The organism is Vreelandella salicampi, assembly GCF_013415105.1.
Taxonomy (GTDB): Bacteria; Pseudomonadota; Gammaproteobacteria; order Pseudomonadales; family Halomonadaceae; genus Vreelandella; species Vreelandella salicampi.
In genome coordinates, this window is sequence record NZ_JACCDF010000018.1 from 50,145 (window position 1) to 66,952 (window position 16,808).

17 protein-coding genes and 1 other RNA gene are annotated in these 16,808 nt (G+C 58.7%); 11 read left to right on the forward strand and 7 right to left on the reverse strand.

What is annotated here, in order from left to right:
- Positions 1–451: 451 nt before the first annotated feature.
- The 3 genes from HZS81_RS16460 to HZS81_RS16470 all read right to left on the reverse strand — a co-directional run bounded on the left by HZS81_RS16460 (position 452) and on the right by HZS81_RS16470 (position 1,649).
- Complete coding sequence (locus HZS81_RS16460) at positions 452–1,090, reverse strand: 5-formyltetrahydrofolate cyclo-ligase (protein WP_179931604.1); 639 nt, start codon at positions 1,088–1,090, stop codon at positions 452–454.
- Between the two features lie 20 nt (positions 1,091–1,110).
- A non-coding RNA gene (gene ssrS, locus HZS81_RS16465) (6S RNA) lies at positions 1,111–1,293 on the reverse strand.
- A 53-nt stretch (positions 1,294–1,346) separates the two neighbouring features.
- Positions 1,347–1,649, reverse strand: coding sequence for a cell division protein ZapA (locus tag HZS81_RS16470; RefSeq protein WP_179931605.1), 303 nt, complete (start codon positions 1,647–1,649; stop codon positions 1,347–1,349).
- A gap of 209 nt (positions 1,650–1,858) precedes the next feature.
- Between HZS81_RS16470 and HZS81_RS16475 the strand changes: the two genes are divergently transcribed.
- The 4 genes from HZS81_RS16475 to HZS81_RS16490 all read left to right on the forward strand — a co-directional run bounded on the left by HZS81_RS16475 (position 1,859) and on the right by HZS81_RS16490 (position 6,454).
- A complete protein-coding gene (locus HZS81_RS16475) occupies positions 1,859–2,437 on the forward strand; it encodes a UPF0149 family protein (RefSeq protein ID WP_179931606.1) in 579 nt (192 codons plus the stop codon).
- A 57-nt stretch (positions 2,438–2,494) separates the two neighbouring features.
- The gene (gene pepP, locus HZS81_RS16480; RefSeq protein WP_179931607.1) at positions 2,495–3,874 is read left to right on the forward strand and encodes a Xaa-Pro aminopeptidase; all 1,380 of its coding nucleotides are present in this window, start codon (positions 2,495–2,497) and stop codon (positions 3,872–3,874) included.
- Between the two features lie 91 nt (positions 3,875–3,965).
- Positions 3,966–5,183, forward strand: coding sequence for a 2-octaprenyl-6-methoxyphenyl hydroxylase (ubiH, locus tag HZS81_RS16485; protein ID WP_179931608.1), 1,218 nt, complete (start codon positions 3,966–3,968; stop codon positions 5,181–5,183).
- A 23-nt stretch (positions 5,184–5,206) separates the two neighbouring features.
- Positions 5,207–6,454 (forward strand): UbiH/UbiF/VisC/COQ6 family ubiquinone biosynthesis hydroxylase, encoded by a 1,248-nt coding sequence (locus HZS81_RS16490; protein ID WP_338401872.1) that lies wholly within the window; start codon positions 5,207–5,209, stop codon positions 6,452–6,454.
- Here the strand turns inward: HZS81_RS16490 and HZS81_RS16495 are convergent.
- From HZS81_RS16495 to gpmI, 3 genes are all read right to left on the reverse strand, one after another.
- Positions 6,451–7,782, reverse strand: coding sequence for a S41 family peptidase (locus HZS81_RS16495; protein WP_179931610.1), 1,332 nt, complete (start codon positions 7,780–7,782; stop codon positions 6,451–6,453). The genes HZS81_RS16490 and HZS81_RS16495 overlap by 4 nt on opposite strands.
- 70 nt (positions 7,783–7,852) lie before the next feature.
- Positions 7,853–8,971 carry a murein hydrolase activator EnvC family protein gene (locus tag HZS81_RS16500; protein WP_241697538.1) on the reverse strand — a complete coding sequence of 373 codons (1,119 nt, stop codon included), beginning with the start codon at positions 8,969–8,971 and terminating at the stop codon, positions 7,853–7,855.
- Positions 8,972–8,997: 26 nt separating this feature from the next.
- Positions 8,998–10,563 carry a 2,3-bisphosphoglycerate-independent phosphoglycerate mutase gene (gene gpmI / locus HZS81_RS16505; protein WP_179931612.1) on the reverse strand — a complete coding sequence of 522 codons (1,566 nt, stop codon included), beginning with the start codon at positions 10,561–10,563 and terminating at the stop codon, positions 8,998–9,000.
- 188 nt (positions 10,564–10,751) lie between these two features.
- Here gpmI and HZS81_RS16510 point away from each other — a divergent pair, with 188 nt between their 5' ends.
- The 7 genes from HZS81_RS16510 (at position 10,752) to ruvX (ending at position 15,496) form a co-directional block, all read left to right on the forward strand.
- Complete coding sequence (locus HZS81_RS16510) at positions 10,752–11,174, forward strand: rhodanese-like domain-containing protein (RefSeq protein ID WP_179931613.1); 423 nt, start codon at positions 10,752–10,754, stop codon at positions 11,172–11,174.
- Positions 11,175–11,324: 150 nt separating this feature from the next.
- A complete protein-coding gene (gene secB, locus HZS81_RS16515; RefSeq protein WP_179931614.1) occupies positions 11,325–11,879 on the forward strand; it encodes a protein-export chaperone SecB in 555 nt (184 codons plus the stop codon).
- Complete coding sequence (locus tag HZS81_RS16520; RefSeq protein WP_179931615.1) at positions 11,880–12,635, forward strand: 16S rRNA (uracil(1498)-N(3))-methyltransferase; 756 nt, start codon at positions 11,880–11,882, stop codon at positions 12,633–12,635.
- Between the two features lie 55 nt (positions 12,636–12,690).
- Positions 12,691–13,383 carry a CvfB family protein gene (locus HZS81_RS16525; protein WP_179931616.1) on the forward strand — a complete coding sequence of 231 codons (693 nt, stop codon included), beginning with the start codon at positions 12,691–12,693 and terminating at the stop codon, positions 13,381–13,383.
- Positions 13,384–13,471: 88 nt separating this feature from the next.
- Positions 13,472–14,437, forward strand: a complete 966-nt coding sequence (gene gshB / locus HZS81_RS16530) for a glutathione synthase (RefSeq protein WP_179931617.1) — start codon at positions 13,472–13,474, stop codon at positions 14,435–14,437.
- A 46-nt stretch (positions 14,438–14,483) separates the two neighbouring features.
- Complete coding sequence (locus HZS81_RS16535; protein ID WP_179931618.1) at positions 14,484–15,041, forward strand: YqgE/AlgH family protein; 558 nt, start codon at positions 14,484–14,486, stop codon at positions 15,039–15,041.
- Positions 15,041–15,496 (forward strand): Holliday junction resolvase RuvX, encoded by a 456-nt coding sequence (gene ruvX / locus HZS81_RS16540; protein WP_179931619.1) that lies wholly within the window; start codon positions 15,041–15,043, stop codon positions 15,494–15,496. The genes HZS81_RS16535 and ruvX overlap by 1 nt, the downstream gene beginning before the upstream one ends.
- A 13-nt stretch (positions 15,497–15,509) precedes the next feature.
- Here the strand turns inward: ruvX and pyrB are convergent, their stop codons facing one another.
- Positions 15,510–16,535, reverse strand: a complete 1,026-nt coding sequence (gene pyrB, locus HZS81_RS16545; protein ID WP_179931620.1) for an aspartate carbamoyltransferase — start codon at positions 16,533–16,535, stop codon at positions 15,510–15,512.
- Positions 16,536–16,808 lie beyond the last annotated feature (273 nt).

Here is a 16,808-nt window from a genome sequence, read left to right on the forward strand (position 1 = left end):
TCCAGGACAAACGCTTAAACAAACGCTGTTCGATAACGCCTTTAGCCATTGCGAGACATAGCCTATTGGCCCTATAGTCTTAATTAAAATAGTTATCAGCAAAATAAAGGAAAAACGTCATTCCGCGCGGGGCAAATTTATCAGCAAGTGGGGTGATGAAAGCCTAGGAAGATGCTGAAAACTATGTGTTTAGTAACTATGTGTTTGGCAACTGTGGTAAATCATGGAGAAGCAACATGCGTCGGAAAAAGCCGGATATGATCATGGCACTGATGTTGGTGTTTGCGCTGGGGGTATTAGTAACGGGGTACGCGCAGGCGCTCGCCGGGAGCTAATCGTTATCGCTTAAGCCTTATACCGATAATGACGGATCACTATACCCGCTAGCATATACACAAACGGCCGCGTCGCTAAATGCAACGCGGCCGTTTGTGTATGTTTTCTGCGGAAATTAAGGTCGCACGATCTTCGTATCGGTGACGATGGCGCTGAGAGGAATGTCCCACGGTTCGGTCGGAAGCGCTTTTACCTCTTGGCAGGCATGAGCAACGCCAATTAACTGCGGTGCCGGGCGGCGGTGGCGCACAAACGCGAGCGTGCGGTCGTAAAAGCCGCCGCCCATGCCCATGCGGTTGGCATGGGCATCGAACCCCACCAGCGGGGCGATGAGCGTATCGAGCGCCCATGCGGGCAGGCGATTGCATCGCTCGGCGCTAAAGCGTGGCGCGGGCTCCCAAATATTGAAGCGGTTTTTCACCATGGGCGTGTTAGGGCGGTAAGCGACAAACCAAAGTGAATTTTTGGCTAGAGGGCGCAATACCGGCAGATACACGTCTACGCGGCGCGCGCGGAACCACTTTATCATCGGCGTTGGGTCGATTTCACCGTGAACGGGCAGGTAGAGGCTTACGCGCTGGGCGCGCTGGATTTCAGGCAGTGTTTTGAGGCGCTCGCTCAATTTCTCGGCGGCAAGGCGTTGCGCTTGAGGCGATAGGGTGCGGCGTCGGCGTTTTAGCTCGCGGCGCAGTGCGGCTTTTTCAAGCGGTGCCGTGGTTGCGCGAGCGTTGGCGATAGCATCGTTGACGGGCATAGCGAGTGTTTCTCGGCAGTGAGTTCCCCAGAGTGCCGCTGTCGTTCTGGCCCTGAACCCAAAGGTTCAGGTGGGTGGCCGCAGCCAAACCGTCAGGCTTTCCGTCGCACGGACATGCACACGGGTTTGGCTAGCATTTGGCCCCCTAGGTATTGCGCATAGGCTCGAGGGACGTAAACGACTGGCGCACACCCCAGGGAACCTCTTCATCCTAACAGAGCGGTTGCCGATACCAAAGGACGCGTGCGATTTACGACTACGACGGCGGACGACTTTTTTCTAGCGCGTTTTCTAGCCGCTCGCTCAAGCGAGTGATATCGGCCTCGTAGTCGCGGCGTTCATCCAGCGTTTCCAGTAGCTCATGGGTGATATTGAGTGCCGCCATAATGGCGATGCGCTCGCTACCTAAAACGCTACTCTGCGAGTGAATACCGTGCATGGCGCGGTCTAAGTAACGCGCGGCTCGCTCCAGTTTGGTCTCTTCGCCTGGGTCGCAGGCAATCACATAGCTGCGACCGAGTAGGGTAAGTTCTTTGGTTGGCCGCTTAGCGTTACTCATCAAAGGCTCCGGCACGGGTCATTTGATTGACCGATGCGTTAACATCACTGCATAGGAAGGATGATCGGCGTTCACTATAAGAGAGCTACTTGCGCGGGGTCAACGCGCAGGAGCGAACGCTATGGTTTTCTAGCGAACAAAACGTTTCTAACGAATTAATACCGTACGTCATCGGCGTATGAGCCTCCCACAAAAAGTGAGTTATTCGTATGTCCCTAATCGACGAGCGCCAAGATTTTTCTGACATCGCAGATGTTTTCCTCCTTCACGGCAGCATGCAGTCGCCGGCGTTTTTAGACGGGCGATTATGCGCGCTGTTAGCGCTTAAGAATGTCACCGCCGAGGCGTGGCTTGATGAGGTGTGTTTGAGCCTCGGCGTCGACCAACCCAAGGATCAGGCCAGCGCTGAGCGGTTGCTCGGCTGGCGCAAGCAAACCCTTGACGCGCTGAGTGCCAGCGAAATGAACTACACGCCACTGCTACCTGATGAACTTTTTTCTCTCGCCGAGCAGGCTCAGGGGCTTAAAGAGTGGACGCAAGGCTTTGTCGAAGTGCTCGATGAAGCGGTGGATGACGCGTTGCGCCAACGCTGGTCGCAAACCCTGCTTGAGGCGCTGGATGACTTGCCGGCGCTTTCGCAGATCGAAACCGACATCGACGACAGCCCGGAAAACGAAAACGATCTGTTTGCCCTTACCGAGCACGCGCGTATGGCGGCCATGATGTTGTATACCGAGCAGCATCCCGGTCAGCCTCAGGTAGAACAGACCGATACGCCTGTCCATTGAGCGCACCATTGCCTTGCGAGTCAAAAAAACGGCTTTATTCAATTAAAAGGAGTTTGCATGCTGCCTGATGTCATACCACGCCCCGCGGCTATCTCGCCGGAAACCTACCGCGTGCGCCGCGAGGCTCTGATGCGCCAGCTGCCGGCATCGGCTGCCGTCATCCTGCCTAGCGCGTCATTACTTACGCGCTCCAACGACAGTGAATTTCCGTTTCGCCAGAACAGCGACTTCTACTACCTCACCGGCATGACCGAGCCCGATGCGCTACTGGTGCTGTTGCCGGGCGAAGGCGGCAGTGGCAAAAGTAGCGGAGAAGGTATCGGAAAAGGTATCGGAGAAAGCGTCGTGTTCTGCCAGGACCGTGACGCAACGTTGGAGGCATGGACAGGGCGACGCCTCGGTGCTGCAGGCGTAGTGAACGAGCATGGCCTGGATCACGCGTTTGAGAACGCCGAGCGCGATGAGCGCTTAGTCGAGTTACTCCGTGGCTGCGAACAGCTCTACCTGCCGCTGGAAAACCCTGAGGCCATCGCCTTGGCTGAAGATGCCTTCGTGCAGGCGAAAGCGGGCCAACGCCGTGGCCAAGCGCCGGTGCGGGGTTGGCAGGATATAAGCCCGATGATTCATGACATGCGTTTAATCAAAAGCGCTGAAGAAATCCGCCTGTTACGCCATGCGGCGGCAATTTCCGCCCGCGCGCATTGCCGTGCCATGCAGACCGCCGCTCCCGGGGTTTATGAGTATCAGCTGCAAGCAGAGCTGGAACATGAGTTCGTGTGGCAAGGCGGTAGCGGCCCAGCGTACAGCACAATTGTTGGCGGCGGTGCGAATGCGTGCGTGTTGCACTACATTGAGAACAGCGCGCCGCTACAGTCGGGCGAGTTGGTCTTAATTGACGCTGGTGCTGAATTTCACCTCTATGCGGGCGATATTACCCGCACGTTCCCGGTATCTGGCACGTTCAGCGCGGCCCAGCGCGCCGTTTACCGTGTCGTGCTGGCAGCGCAGGAGCGCGCAGTCGCGGCCGTCAAGCCCGGTACTACGCTGAAAGACATTCATCAGGGCGTGGTGCGTGACCTGACCCAAGGGCTGATTGAGCTTGGCTTGTTAGAAGGTGACGTGGATGCGCGCATAGAAGACGAGAGTTATCGCCGCTTCTACCTACACTCGACATCACATTGGTTAGGGCTTGATGTCCACGATGTCGGCACTTACCGCCTCGATTCGGATACTCCTCGCGCGCTTGCACCAGGAATGGTGTTGACCGTCGAGCCAGGCCTCTATATTCCCGACGCCGCCGACATTCCCATTGAGTATCGCGGGATAGGCATACGCATTGAGGACGATGTCGTGGTGACGGAAAGCGGCCATGAGGTGCTTACATCGGACGTACCTAAACAAATAGCGGATATTGAAGCCTTAATGGCCAAGAAATAACCAATATACGAAAGCACTTCGGTGTTTTATGTAATTTACATTACGATATAAATATTTGATTTTTATGATTTGATCGCTGATGGAGTCCGCAATGGCGACGCCTGAAGAAGCAGTTACACATGATATTGTTATTGTTGGCGGTGGGTTGGTCGGGGCGAGTTTAGGCTGCGCCCTGGCGCCGTTAATCGAACGGAATTCGCTGCGCGTGGCGGTTATTGAAGCCGCAGCGCTACCGTCTGCTGATGCGCCGCCGACGTGGCAGCCAAGCTTTGATGCTCGCGCTAGCGCCATTGCCGAGGGCTCTGCGCAACATTTTCGCCGCTTAGGCGTGTGGGAGGCCATGCGCCAAGAGGCAGCCCCGATTAAGCGCATTCATATCAGCGAGCGTGGGCGGTTCGGGGCGACGCGCCTAAGCGCTGCCGATGTGGGGATTGAGGCGCTAGGGCACGTCATCCCTAATGCCTGGATGGGCCGCGTGCTACACCATCATCTCGCCGGGTTGCCGCTTGAATGGCACTGTCCTGCGCGCGTTGAGACGATTTCGCCCGTTGCCGAAGGGCACCGGCTTTCGCTCTCTGACGGCAGTGAGCTCACCGGCGCGCTGACGGTACTGGCAGATGGCGGTCGTTCAGGGTTGAAAGAGCAGCTGGGTATCGAAAGCGACCATGCGCCTTACGAGCAAACCGCGCTGATTGCCAATGTGGCGGTGAGCCAGCCCCACCAAGGTGTGGCGTATGAGCGCTTTACTCGCGAAGGGCCGATTGCGCTTCTGCCGCTACCGGGTAACGCGATGGAGTTGGTATGGACACACCCGGCCGGGGCTGAAAAAGCACGCATGGCGCTCTCGGAGGGGGATTTTCTCCACGCCCTTCAGGCGGCTTTTGGTGATCGCGCCGGGCGATTTACCCATGTTGGCAGTCGCCACGCTTACCCGCTTACGCTCACCACGGCGAAAGAGCCGGTGCGACCTGGCCTGGCGGTATTGGGCAACGCAGCCCACGCGCTTCACCCGGTGGCGGGGCAGGGGTTTAACCTGGCGCTGCGCGGCGTGATGGACCTGGTGGATACGTTGGGTGCAAGCCTCGCTGCCGGGCAGACGCCAGGAGCGATGGCCATGCTGGAGGATTTCGAGCGTTGCCGCGAGCGTGATCGCGCCAATGTGATCCGCTTCAGCGACGGGCTGGTAAGGCTCTTTGGTATCGACCTGCCGCTGTTAGGTCACGCTCGCGCGGCGGGGTTGATCGGCCTTAATTTAGCTGGGCCGCTACGGCGGAGCCTCGCGCGCCGCGCCATGGGAATTGAACGCTGATGAGCACAGGGAGCCAATACGACGTGAGCCCAAAAAACGACAGCAAAGACGCAGCATTCGACGTCGTCATCGTTGGCGCGGGCATGGTCGGCACCGGCCTTTGCGCGCTGCTCGCCAATGCCGGCATGCACGTGGCACTGGTCGAAGCACAGGACACCCCGCTACTGCCGGAGACACTCGATCTGACGCAACCCGCCCCGCGGGTTAGCGCGCTGACGCCGGTATCGCAGCGTTTGCTCACACAGCTAAACGCTTGGCCTGCAATGGCGACCGCGCGGGTAACGCCGTATCACTATATGCACGTGTGGGACGGCGAAGGCAGTGGTGAGATTCGCTTTTCCGCCGATGAAGCCGGCGTACCGGTATTGGGACATATCGTCGAAAACGACGTAACCCTCGCGGCCCTTAACGCACAGCTCACGGATCACCCGAAGATCACACGCATTGACGGTACTCGCGTTGAGGCGCTGCAAACCACCGCCACCGGGCGCTGGCTTGAGTTGGATAACGGCCGCGAGCTTCACGCGCCGCTGGTGGTGGCCGCTGATGGCGCGCGCTCGACGCTGCGGGAGTTGGCTGAGATAGCGGTGAGTGAAGACGATATGGGTCAGCACGCGGTGGTAACCACGGTGCGTTGTGAAAAATCTCACATGGGCACGGCGCGGCAAGTCTTTCTCGCGGGTGAGCCGCTGGCATTTTTGCCGCTGACCGTCGAGGGTGATGACCACTACTGCTCTATCGTCTGGTCGACGACGCCTGAGCAGGCCAAGGCGCTGTGCGAGCTTAGCGCGGATGCGCTCGGTGATACATTAGGCAGTGCGTTTGAGTACCGCTTAGGTCGGGTTGACGTGCGCGATAGCGCCTACCGCTTCCCGCTGGTGCAGCGCCATGCCCGCGAGTATGTTCAGCCACACTTGGCGCTCGTGGGCGATGCCGCGCATAGCATTCACCCGCTTGCGGGCCAAGGCGTCAATCTCGGCTTGATGGATGCCGCCGTGTTGGCGGAAGAAGTGATTCAGGCCTGGCGGCGCGGTGCACCTTGGGGGGATGAGCGCATTCTGGCGCGTTACGAGAGTCGCCGGCGGGGTGATAACGCCGCCATGCTGGGGTTAATGAAGGGATTCAAACTGCTGTTTGGCGCCAAAAACCCTGCCTTGACGCTGGCGCGCAACGTTGGCATGAGCAGTGTGAACCGGCTGGTGCCGATCAAGCGGGTATTAATGCGGCAGGCCACCGGTGAACGCGGCCGCCTGCCGGAGAGCTGCCGCTAATCGCGGCGGCGATCTACCACGTTAAGGGCTTTTAGCAGGTTCAGCGCTTCACCGAGTTGGTAGTCATCACGCAGGCGCTCGGAGACTTCTTGACGCTCGCGAGCTTCTCCTTGGGAGCGGAGATGGCCTTCCAAGTCGGCTTCGCGCAGTTGGCGCCGGCTATCGGCGACTTCAAGTCGGCCGCGCACCACTTCCACATCGGGCTCGATGCCTTGGGCCTGAATGGAGCGCCCGTTGGGCGTGTAATAGAGCGCCGTGGTGAGCTTCAATCCCTCACCGTTGCCTAGCGGCATGATCTGCTGCACCGAGCCTTTGCCGAAGCTGTCGGTACCCATGATCACCCCGCGGCGCTGATCTTGAATGGCCCCGGCAACAATTTCAGCTGCGGAGGCGCTGCCACCGTTGATAAGCACGACCAACGGAATATCGGCAGCAGGCGTATCAGGTGTGGCGGAGAACTCCATTTGTGCGTCGGAAAGGCGTCCTTCGGTGTAGACCACGAGCCCTTCGTCCAAGAACAGATCAGCCACATCCACGGCGCTTTGGAGCACGCCGCCGGGGTTATTGCGCAAATCGAGCACGAGCCCTTTCAGTTCTTCTGTTTCATCGGCCATATTTTGGAGTGCCTCATGGGCCTGCGCGGCGGTGCGCGCCTGAAACTGGCTGATGCGCAAATAACCGTAACCGGGCTCAAGAAGCTCATGTTTAACGCTTTCGGTGCGGATCACTTCGCGGGTGAGGGTGAATTCTCGCGGGCTATCTTCGCCGCTGCGCAGGATGGAAATCGTAAGCTGTGTGCCGGGTTCGCCGCGCATCAAGTTGACGGCTTCTTGCAGCGATAGGCTTTCGGTTGGTGTGCCGTCGATGCCGATGATGATATCCCGCGACATCAACCCCGCTTCCGAGGCTGGGGTATCATCGATTGGCGTGATCACCGTTAGTTGGCCGTTTTCCATGCCCACTTCGATACCGATGCCGCCAAACTCGCCTTGGGTCGATTCGCGCAGGCTTTTGAACTCTTCTTCATCGAGGTAAGTGGAGTGCGGGTCCAACTCGCTGAGCATGCCGCGCATGGCATTACGCAATAGGGTGCTGTCGTCGACCTCCTCCACATAAGCGCGTTTGATGCGCTCGAATACCTCCGCCAAGGTTTGGATCTCTTCAAGAGGCAATTCGTCCGCTTCGCTTGAGTTGGGCAAGCTGTCGAGTGTTTGCGCCATGGCCTGTGGTGGGGCCGCGATGAGCGGCACCGAAAGCAGCGCAATCGGCATAAAGGTGGCCAAAAGTCGCTTGGCGGGGGCGGTTACCGCATTAACTGATAGCGTCATGGAGACTCCGCTAGGCGATTGGCAGGTGGGCTGCCCAAAAAGTGAGAGATAATGGTACAAGCTTATCCCGTCAGCGGCGGGCAATCCAACGCTGTGGATTAATCGGCTCGCCACTTTGGCGCACTTCAAAGTAGAGCGAGGCTTGCGCTTGGCCACCACTGTCGCCAACACGGCCAATTTCATCGCCCCGCGTCACCTGTTGGCCCGGGCGGGCACTAAAGCGCTGCAGGTGGGCGTAGAGGGTCATCACGTGGTCGCCGTGGTCGATAATCAAGAGATTACCAAAGCCACGCATCCAATCAGCGAACACCACGCGCCCGGTGTGAACGGCGGTAACCGGCGTGCCGGCATTAGCCTTGATCACGATACCGTTGAAGTGAACGCCCTTTTGACCATGATACGTCGCACTAATCGTACCCTGTACCGGCCAAGGGAGTTCCCCTTGCGTGCGGCTGATTTGCGTACTCGGGGCGGGCTCGTCAAGGCGCGCCATCTCCTGGCGAATTTTCTCCAAGGTACGTTGGGCTTGCTCGCGATCTTGCTCTAAGGACGCTAATCGCTGTGCGTCGCTTTGAAAGCGCGAATCAAGCGTGGCGACAAGCTCACGCCGCTCGGCGGTGCGCTCGGCTAGGGTGGCGCTTTGGCTTTCAAGCTCGGCGCTGAGAGTGCCTAAACGCTGTTGACGCGTGACGAGTTCCGCCTCGGTATCGGCCAGGGCGGTGTCGAGCTCGGCAATGGCCTCGATCCGCGCTTGGCGCGCCTGGGTTAAGCGGTTGAGGTAGGCCTGCATGCGGTCAAGTTCCGCCGGGTCGCCCTGGTTGAGTAGAAGCTTTAGCTGCGGCGTGGGGCCGACGCGGTAAAGCGCGGCTAGTTGCTTGGCGAGCGCTTGAGATTGCTCACGCCGCTGGCGTTCTAGGCGCTCGCGATGCGCGCGCAGCTGGGCACTTTCGTCGGCGAGCTCGCGTCGCTCGGCCTGTAATGCATCTAAGCGACGGTGAGTTTCGGCGAGCTGGGTTTCGATGTCGCGCAGCTCGCGGGAAGCGTCGTCGCGGGCGGTATCGGTCGCGTTTAGGCGCTCGGCGACCGTTTCAATCTGTTCGCCGAGCGCATCGAGCTGGCGCTCGGCATCCGCTTCGCTGGCTTGGCCAAGGGCTGGCGAAAGCCCGCCCAACAGCAGTAATGCGCCCATGAACGCTAAGCGCCGCATCAGCGCGTTTAACCCAATGTGATCAGCGGTTGGCCGGTCATGGCCTCGGGCACCGGCTGATCCATGAGCGTTAAAAGTGTTGGGGCGAGATCGCACAGGCGTCCCTCTTCAAGCGTTGCCTTACGCTCGCCGACGTAGATCAGCGGCACCACAAAGGTGGTGTGGGCGGTTTGCGGAGCGCCGGTGTCGGGGTGAACCATCTGCTCAGCATTGCCGTGATCGGCGGTGATCAGGCAGGCACCGCTAGCACGCTCAATGGCCTCGACCACGCGACCCACGCAGGTATCGACGGTCTCGATAGCTTTCACTGCTGCATCAAAATCACCAGTATGGCCGACCATATCGCCGTTGGCGTAGTTGCACACGATCAAGTCAAACGTACCGCCGTTGATCGCCTCTACCAGCTTGTCGGTGATTTCAAATGCGCTCATTTCGGGTTTTTCATCGTAGGTGCGCACGTCTTGGGGCGATGGCAACAAAATGCGCGTTTCGCCTTCGAATGCCTCTTCCTGCCCGCCGGAGAAGAAAAACGTCACGTGGGGGTATTTTTCCGTTTCTGCGATGCGCAGCTGCTTAAGCCCGCGCTTGGCGACGACTTCGCCGAGCGTATCGGTGAGCTCCGCCGGCGGGAATGCCGTGGGCGCGGGAATATCGGCGGCGTACTGGGTCATCATGACAATGCCGTCGCCAGCGAGCTTCGGACAGGCGCCACGGGTAAAGCCGGAGAAACCCTGCTCGGCAAAGGCGCGGGTGAGCTCGCGGGCGCGGTCAGCGCGGAAGTTGGCGAAAATGGCGGCGTCGCCATCCGCTATCGTGATCGGCTCATCCTGAGGGCGAATGCTGGTTGCCGAGACGAACTCGTCGGTTTCTCCGCGCGCGTAGGCCTCCTTTAGCGCGGTTTCCGCATTCGCTGCCTCGTACTCGGCGCTGCCTTGGGTTAAAAGCGAATACGCCTGCTCGACGCGCTCCCAGCGGTTGTCGCGGTCCAGCGCGTAGAAGCGCCCAATGATTGATGCCACGAAACCGTTATCCGCCCCCACCAGTTCCGCCAGACGAGCGTTGACGCGTTCGATGGAAGGCAGCGCGCTTTTGGGTGGCATATCGCGGCCATCCAGAAAGGCGTGAATGTAGATGCGCTCTGCGCCGCGGCGGGCGGCAAGCTCGGCGAGCGCAATAAAGTGATCTTCGTGGCTATGCACGCCGCCAGGAGAAAGAAGCCCGAGTAGGTGCACGGCGCGGCCGTTGGCAACGGCTTCATCGATTGGCCGGGTAAGCGTGGTGTTAGCGTCGAGCTCGCCGTCTTCAACCGCTTTGGTGATGCGGGTAAGGTCTTGATAGATGATGCGGCCGGCGCCGATGTTCATGTGGCCTACTTCAGAGTTGCCCATTTGCCCATCGGGTAGGCCGACGTGCTGGCCGTCTGTGTGGACGAACGCATGCGGGCGCTCGCTCCAGAGTTGATCCATGACCGGCGTGTTAGCGGCGGCCACCGCGTTGTGCTGGGAGTCGGGGTTGTGGCCGTAGCCATCCAGGATAATCAGCGCCACCGGGCGCGGCGTGTTTGACGTGTCCATGAAAACCTCATATTGGCCGAACAGCGACGCGGGGTCGCGACGAGCGTAAGCTTGGGGCATCATAGCGCAGGCAGCCACCGCTCGTCATGGCTAGGCCTGCGCGCGATGCCGCGTGGCGTGTATACTGTGGTGTTTCCACGGCGGCGAAGCCGCTTTATTTATGCATTGACTAAGAGATTGTGCTCGCGATGATCGATCAGCTGTTCGAATTCGTACAGAACCACCCGTTGCTGGTGGGCTTGTTTTTGCTCGTACTAATCGCCTGGATTATTTACGAGACGCGTAGCGCTTCTACTAGCGGCGTGACATCGGCTCAAGCCACGCAGCTTATCAACCGCGAAGAGGCGGTGGTGCTAGACGTGCGTGAGAGCAAAGACTTTAAGGCTGGGCATATTGCCGGGGCGCGTAATATCCCGCAAAGCAGCCTTGATAGCCGTATCAACGAGTTGGAAAAGCATAAAAGCCAGCCCATTATCGTGGCCTGCAAGCATGGCCAAAGTTCCGGTGCGGTGCAGGCGAAGCTTGCTAAAGCGGGGTTTGAGCGCGCCTTTAAACTCAAAGGCGGCATGATGCAGTGGCAGGCGGACGGCTTGCCCGTGGTAAAAAAATAAGCGCTTTCAAACATTACGCTTTTAAACATCGCGCTGTTTTCGTAAGCGCTTTGCAAAACCGTTTGACTACCCTTAGTTATAACCAGCAGACATAACCCATGGTCATAGGCGCGCTATTACACGCCTTATCTTAATCAGTAGGAGTTTCCGATGGCGGAAGACAACAATACCCAGGGCAGCAATCAACAGGGCGGTACTCAGCCGAACAATGCCCAGCAAGCCGGCGCTCAAGAAGGCGATAAATCGCAGCTTAAATTTTCGCTGCAGCGCATTTATGTCAAAGATATCTCCTTTGAAGCGCCGAACTCGCCGAGCGTGTTTAAGCAGCCGTTCAAGCCCAAGGTTAGCCTTGATCTAAACACCTCGAGCACCAAGATTGCCGACGACCAGTATGAAGTCGTGGTGAAAGTCACCGCCCAGGTCAACGACAATGAAACCGGCACGACCTCGTTTCTCGCCGAAATCGAGCAGGCGGGGCTTTTCCGCATTTCGGGTATTGAAGGCGCACAGCTAGATCAAACCTTGGGTGCGTTCTGCCCTAACTTGCTGTTCCCTTACGCCCGCGAGTGCGTTGATAGTCTGGTCAACCGCGGTGGCTTCCCGCCGCTGATGCTGGCGCCGGTGAACTTCGAAGCGATGTACGCTCAGCGTAAGCAGCGTGAAGCGCAGCAGGCGCAAGGTGTGCAAGAGGAAAGCGCACAGTAAATGCAAGCCGCCGACTGGTACGCCGCCCACGGCAAAATGCCACGCCTTTACGTGCCGGCGACGTTCGAGGTGGGCGGCACGCTCACCTTGCCGGAAGGCCCGGCGCGTCATCTCACCCGCGTGCTGCGTATGGGCGAGGGGGCGCCGCTGGTGTTGTTCGATGGTAACGGCCAAGAGGCGGGTGCACGCTTGTCGGACGTCTCGCGTAAGTGCACCACGATAACGCTTGAGGCGCTTTGGCCGGGTGAGGGTGAGTCGCCGTTCGCGGTGCACCTAGGTCAGGCTGTTTCCAAGGGCGACCGCATGGATTACGCCATTCAAAAAGCGGTGGAGCTAGGTGTGGCGGCGATCACGCCGCTTTATACCGAGCGGGGCGATGTGCGTTTAAAAGGCGAGCGCGAGGCGAAAAAGCTCGCCCACTGGCAAGCTGTGGCGGCGAGCGCCTGCGAGCAGTGCGGCCGTGCGGTCGTGCCGCCGGTCCATCCGCCGCAGCCGCTTGACGAATGGCTTTCGCAGCGCGATGAGCCACTGCGGCTGATGCTGCACTTGGCGACCGGCAATGCGTTTGCGCAAGCGCCAAAGCCGGTGGCAGCGGCGCTTTTGATCGGCCCAGAAGGTGGCTTGACGCCAGACGATATCACCGCGGCACAGGCGGCAGATTTTATTCCTTTGACCCTGGGCCCCCGAGTGCTACGCACTGAGACAGCCCCTGTGGTGGCGTTGACACTTTTGCAGCACCACTTTGGTGATCTGTAAGTTGCCTCTGACGTTGCTTTAACCCCTTCTCTTTTTTTACCAGGACGGCTTGGCTATGACGCGCGATGCACGAGCTTCTCACCTTTCCGCCACCGATGCCGCCGCCCACATTGGCGATGTGGCGTACTTGTCGGTGACGACGGTGAACAATACCGGTGCGTTTTTGCGTTGGGGGCATCCGAAGGATGTGTTACTGCCCTACAGCGAGCAGCATTTTCGCCCGGATGTAGGTAAACGCGTGCTTGTTAAACTCTATGAGGATGATCAAGGTCGCCCGGTTGCGACCATGCGCTTAGAACGTTTTGTGACCGATGAAGCGTGGGAACTCGCGCGCGGTGATCAGGTCACGTTGGTCGTGGCAGAGCGCACGGATCTTGGCATGAAAGTGGTGGTCGATCACCGGTACTGGGGATTGGTTTACTTAGATGACCTCACGCAGCCACTGCGTCGTGGGCAAACGCTTCCCGGCTACGTGAAGCAGCGCCGCGACGATGGCCGGCTGGATATTTCGCTACTACCGCCCGGCGAAGCGCGCCTCGATGTTGTTGGCGAGAAAGTTTTGCAGGCGCTACGCGAAAGCGGCGGGTATCTGCCGCTGGGGGATAAAAGTGCAGCGCATGAGATTAAAGCACGCTTAGGCGTGAGCAAAAGTGCCTATAAACAGGCCATTGGCCGTCTCTACAAGCGCGAGCTGATCACCCTCGAGCCTTATGCGATTCGACTGGTGCCCGGTGCGCTAACGTCGTAAGCGCTGTCGCTACGGTTGGAGCTAAGCGAGCCGTGCGGCATACTGGCGGATTCTTTAACGACCTGTTCACCTTGGGGATAGCGACCTGATGAGCCAATCTAGCCTTCATCTTGGCGTGGTGATGGACTCCATCGCCGATATTGCCTACAAGAAAGATTCCACCATGGCACTGCTGTGGGCGGCACAAGACCGCGGCTATACCCTGCATTACATGGAGCAGGAAGATCTTTTCTTGAACGCCGGGCAGGCTTACGCGCGTATTCGGCCACTCAACGTGTACCGTGACTCAGAGCACTGGTTTGAACTGGGAGAGGCCGATGCGCGCCCACTCGCTGAGCTTGATGCGATTCTGATGCGCAAAGACCCGCCGGTGGATGCGGATTTTACCAACGCTGTGCATCTACTCGGCTTTGCCGAGCGCGAAGGCGTGCTCGTGGTGAATCCCACCTCGGCCCTTTTGCAGTGCAACGAAAAACTCTTCGCCCAGCAGTTTCCGCAGTGCTGCGCGCCTACGCTGGTCTCGAGCCAAGCCAATGTATTGCGTGCCTTCCACGCCGAGCACGGCGATGTGATCTTCAAACCCTTGGATGGCATGGGCGGCACCGGCATTTTTCATATTGGCCCGGAAGGTCGCAATCTCGGTGCTGTGATCGAGCAGCTTTCGTTACGCGGTCAGCGTCAAATCATGGCGCAACGCTACCTGCCGGAAATTAAAGATGGCGACACACGTATTCTCCTGGTCGACGGCGAGCCGGTGCCCTATGGACTGGCACGTATTCCCTCAGCGGGAGAAACGCGTGGCAATCTCGCGGCCGGTGGGCGTGGCGTTAGCCGCGAGCTGACCGAGCGCGATCACTGGCTTATCAAACAAGTTCAGCCGATGATCCGCGAAAAGGGTCTGCTGTTTGTGGGATTGGATGTGATCGGCGATTACATCACCGAAATTAACGTGACGAGCCCCACGTGTGTGCGCGAAATTGATGACCAGCGCGGCACGGATATCGCGGGTTTACTGCTGGATGCCATTGAGCGCCGCTTAACCCCGGCGGTGTAATCGATTGAAGACGCCTGCCTCTTAATGAGGCGGTGCTAGGAGACGCATGCAAAGTTTGAAACACCATTTTCTTTTGGCCATGCCGCATATGGAAGAAGCCAACTTCGCCGGAAGTTTGGTCTACCTGTGCGACCATGACGATAACGGCTGTATGGGTGTTATTACCAACCGTCCGCTCGATATCACCCTGGATGCGCTGTTTGATCAACTTTCACTGGGCGGAGATACAAGCCTGCATCGCAACGCACCGGTTTACTACGGTGGCCCGATGCACAAAGACCGAGGCTTTATCCTCCATCGCGGTAATAGCGACGAGTGGGATTCCAGCATTCAGGTGACCGACGAAGTCGCCCTGACGACGTCGATGGATATTCTCCAGGCGTTGGCCAATAACACCGGCCCCGAACACTACCTCGTTTGCCTTGGCTGTGCCGGCTGGGATGTCGGGCAGCTGGAAGAGGAGCTCAAGGAGAACGCTTGGCTCACCGTCGATGCCGACGCGAGTGTGCTGTTTGAAACGCCACCGGCAGAACGACTTAGTGCCGCCGCAGGTATTCTCGGCGTGGATCTCAACCTTATGACGCGAGACGCAGGGCACGCCTGATGGCAAACATCGGTCAGCGCCTCATCCTGGCGTTTGATTTTGGTACCCGCCGTATTGGCGTGGCGGTCGGCAATGAGCTTTTGAACAGTGCTCGCGAACTGGAGCCGCTACCGGCTCGCGATGGTATTCCTGATTGGCACGTGGTAACACGCTTGATCAGCGAGTGGCAGCCGGATCTACTGGTGGTGGGCCTGCCGCTCAACATGGACGGCAGCGAGTCAGACATGAGCACGCGGGCGCGCAAATTCGGCAACCGGCTGCACGGGCGTTTTGGCAAACCCTGTGAAATGGTCGACGAACGCGGCTCCACCCGTGAAGCTAAGCAGATCGCCCGCGAGGCGGGGCATCGCGGCAATTACCGTGAGCAGAGTGTCGATGGGATTGCCGCCGTGCTGATTTTGGAAGGTTGGTTCGCCCACCAGGAAGGGCTTCCCGGCGGACGAACGTCAGGCTGAATCGCTTACCCGATCACCGGTCGAGCGTGCCGGTTTGTGCAGGCACAAACCAGCGCACTGGGCGCAAGTCTTCTTCAATCAAGTCATCGACCTGTAGCAGCGTGGCGAAAATGGCCATGCGCATCGGGATGCCGTTGTCGGTCTGGCGGAAGATAGCCAGACGCGGGTCGCCGTTAAGATCCACGTTTAAATCATTCGCGCCGGTGCGACTATCCCGAGGCAGTGGGTGCATCACAATCGTGCTGGGCGAACAACGCTGATCTATAAAGCGCTTGTGAATAGTAAAGTCGTCCGAAACGCCGGCAAAGGTTTCGCTCATTTCGGCGGTGAAGCGCTCTTTCTGAATCCGCGTGGTGTACACCACATCCAAGTCGCTGAAATCGCTAGCCAGGCTATCGCGGACTTCCACGCGGTGGCCGCGCGATGTCACCAGGTCAACCAGTGCGGCGGGCATCTCAAGCCCCGGCGGGGAGACCAGCGTGATACGCATCGGGTCATAGAGCGATAAAAGCTTGATCAGCGAGTGCACAGTCCGCCCGTGGAGCAGGTCGCCGGTAAGCAGAATATGCGCCCCTTTTAGCGTTTTTCCGAGCCGAGCAAACTCCTTATCAATGGTGTAAAGGTCGAGCAGTGCTTGGCTTGGGTGTTCGCCTGGGCCATCCCCCCCGTTGATGACGGGAATGTGGGTGGCGGCGGCAAATTCTGCGACAGAGCCTTGCTCGGGGTGGCGCATCACAATGGCATCACAGTAACCGCTCATCACCCGACTGGTATCGTAAAGCGATTCCCCTTTGGCCATGGAAGAAAAGGTGAAGCCTGTAGTGTCACAGACGCTTCCGCCTAAACGGCAGAAAGCCGCGTTGAAACTGACCCGGGTTCGCGTGCTGGCCTCAAAGAAGAGGTTGCCCAGGACAGCGCCTTCTAAAACGCGGGTAACTTTCTGTCGCCCGGCTATGGGCTCCATGCGAGCGGCAATGCGTAGCAAATGATCAACGCGGTCCCGGTTCAACGAGTCGACAGATAACAGATGGTGGCTCATCTCTGACCTCAAGGTGAAGTAAGCACAGGGTGAATGGCAGTCGCGTTAGTGTACCTGCCCCGCGGCTAACTGCGATGCCTTTTCCCTCCTATTGGCGAAGGCCGTGAAAGAAATTTACACAACCCCTTGTCATTCTTCCGGTGAGGCCTTAAAGTACGCATCCGCTGCCGGGGACGCCGAGCGTTACCAGCGGTGAATGAGGTGTAAAAACCTTGGTTTGTCAGAAGGTTAAGGGTTTGATCGCTGAGTCAGTTGGCATCGATCACCCGGGTA

Excerpts from the sequence above, each read along its gene's own strand:
- HZS81_RS16460 (WP_179931604.1), bottom strand. The coding sequence starts at position 1,090 with ATGCCCGTCAACGATGCTATCGCCAACGCTCGCGCAACCACGGCACCG.
- HZS81_RS16470 (WP_179931605.1), bottom strand. The coding sequence starts at position 1,649 with ATGAGTAACGCTAAGCGGCCAACCAAAGAACTTACCCTACTCGGTCGC.
- HZS81_RS16475 (WP_179931606.1), top strand. The coding sequence starts at position 1,859 with ATGTCCCTAATCGACGAGCGCCAAGATTTTTCTGACATCGCAGATGTT.
- pepP (WP_179931607.1), top strand. The coding sequence starts at position 2,495 with ATGCTGCCTGATGTCATACCACGCCCCGCGGCTATCTCGCCGGAAACC.
- ubiH (WP_179931608.1), top strand. The coding sequence starts at position 3,966 with ATGGCGACGCCTGAAGAAGCAGTTACACATGATATTGTTATTGTTGGC.
- HZS81_RS16495 (WP_179931610.1), bottom strand. The coding sequence starts at position 7,782 with ATGACGCTATCAGTTAATGCGGTAACCGCCCCCGCCAAGCGACTTTTG.
- HZS81_RS16500 (WP_241697538.1), bottom strand. The coding sequence starts at position 8,971 with ATGGGCGCATTACTGCTGTTGGGCGGGCTTTCGCCAGCCCTTGGCCAA.
- gpmI (WP_179931612.1), bottom strand. The coding sequence starts at position 10,563 with ATGGACACGTCAAACACGCCGCGCCCGGTGGCGCTGATTATCCTGGAT.
- HZS81_RS16510 (WP_179931613.1), top strand. The coding sequence starts at position 10,752 with ATGATCGATCAGCTGTTCGAATTCGTACAGAACCACCCGTTGCTGGTG.
- secB (WP_179931614.1), top strand. The coding sequence starts at position 11,325 with ATGGCGGAAGACAACAATACCCAGGGCAGCAATCAACAGGGCGGTACT.
- HZS81_RS16520 (WP_179931615.1), top strand. The coding sequence starts at position 11,880 with ATGCAAGCCGCCGACTGGTACGCCGCCCACGGCAAAATGCCACGCCTT.
- HZS81_RS16525 (WP_179931616.1), top strand. The coding sequence starts at position 12,691 with ATGACGCGCGATGCACGAGCTTCTCACCTTTCCGCCACCGATGCCGCC.
- gshB (WP_179931617.1), top strand. The coding sequence starts at position 13,472 with ATGAGCCAATCTAGCCTTCATCTTGGCGTGGTGATGGACTCCATCGCC.
- HZS81_RS16535 (WP_179931618.1), top strand. The coding sequence starts at position 14,484 with ATGCAAAGTTTGAAACACCATTTTCTTTTGGCCATGCCGCATATGGAA.
- ruvX (WP_179931619.1), top strand. The coding sequence starts at position 15,041 with ATGGCAAACATCGGTCAGCGCCTCATCCTGGCGTTTGATTTTGGTACC.
- pyrB (WP_179931620.1), bottom strand. The coding sequence starts at position 16,535 with ATGAGCCACCATCTGTTATCTGTCGACTCGTTGAACCGGGACCGCGTT.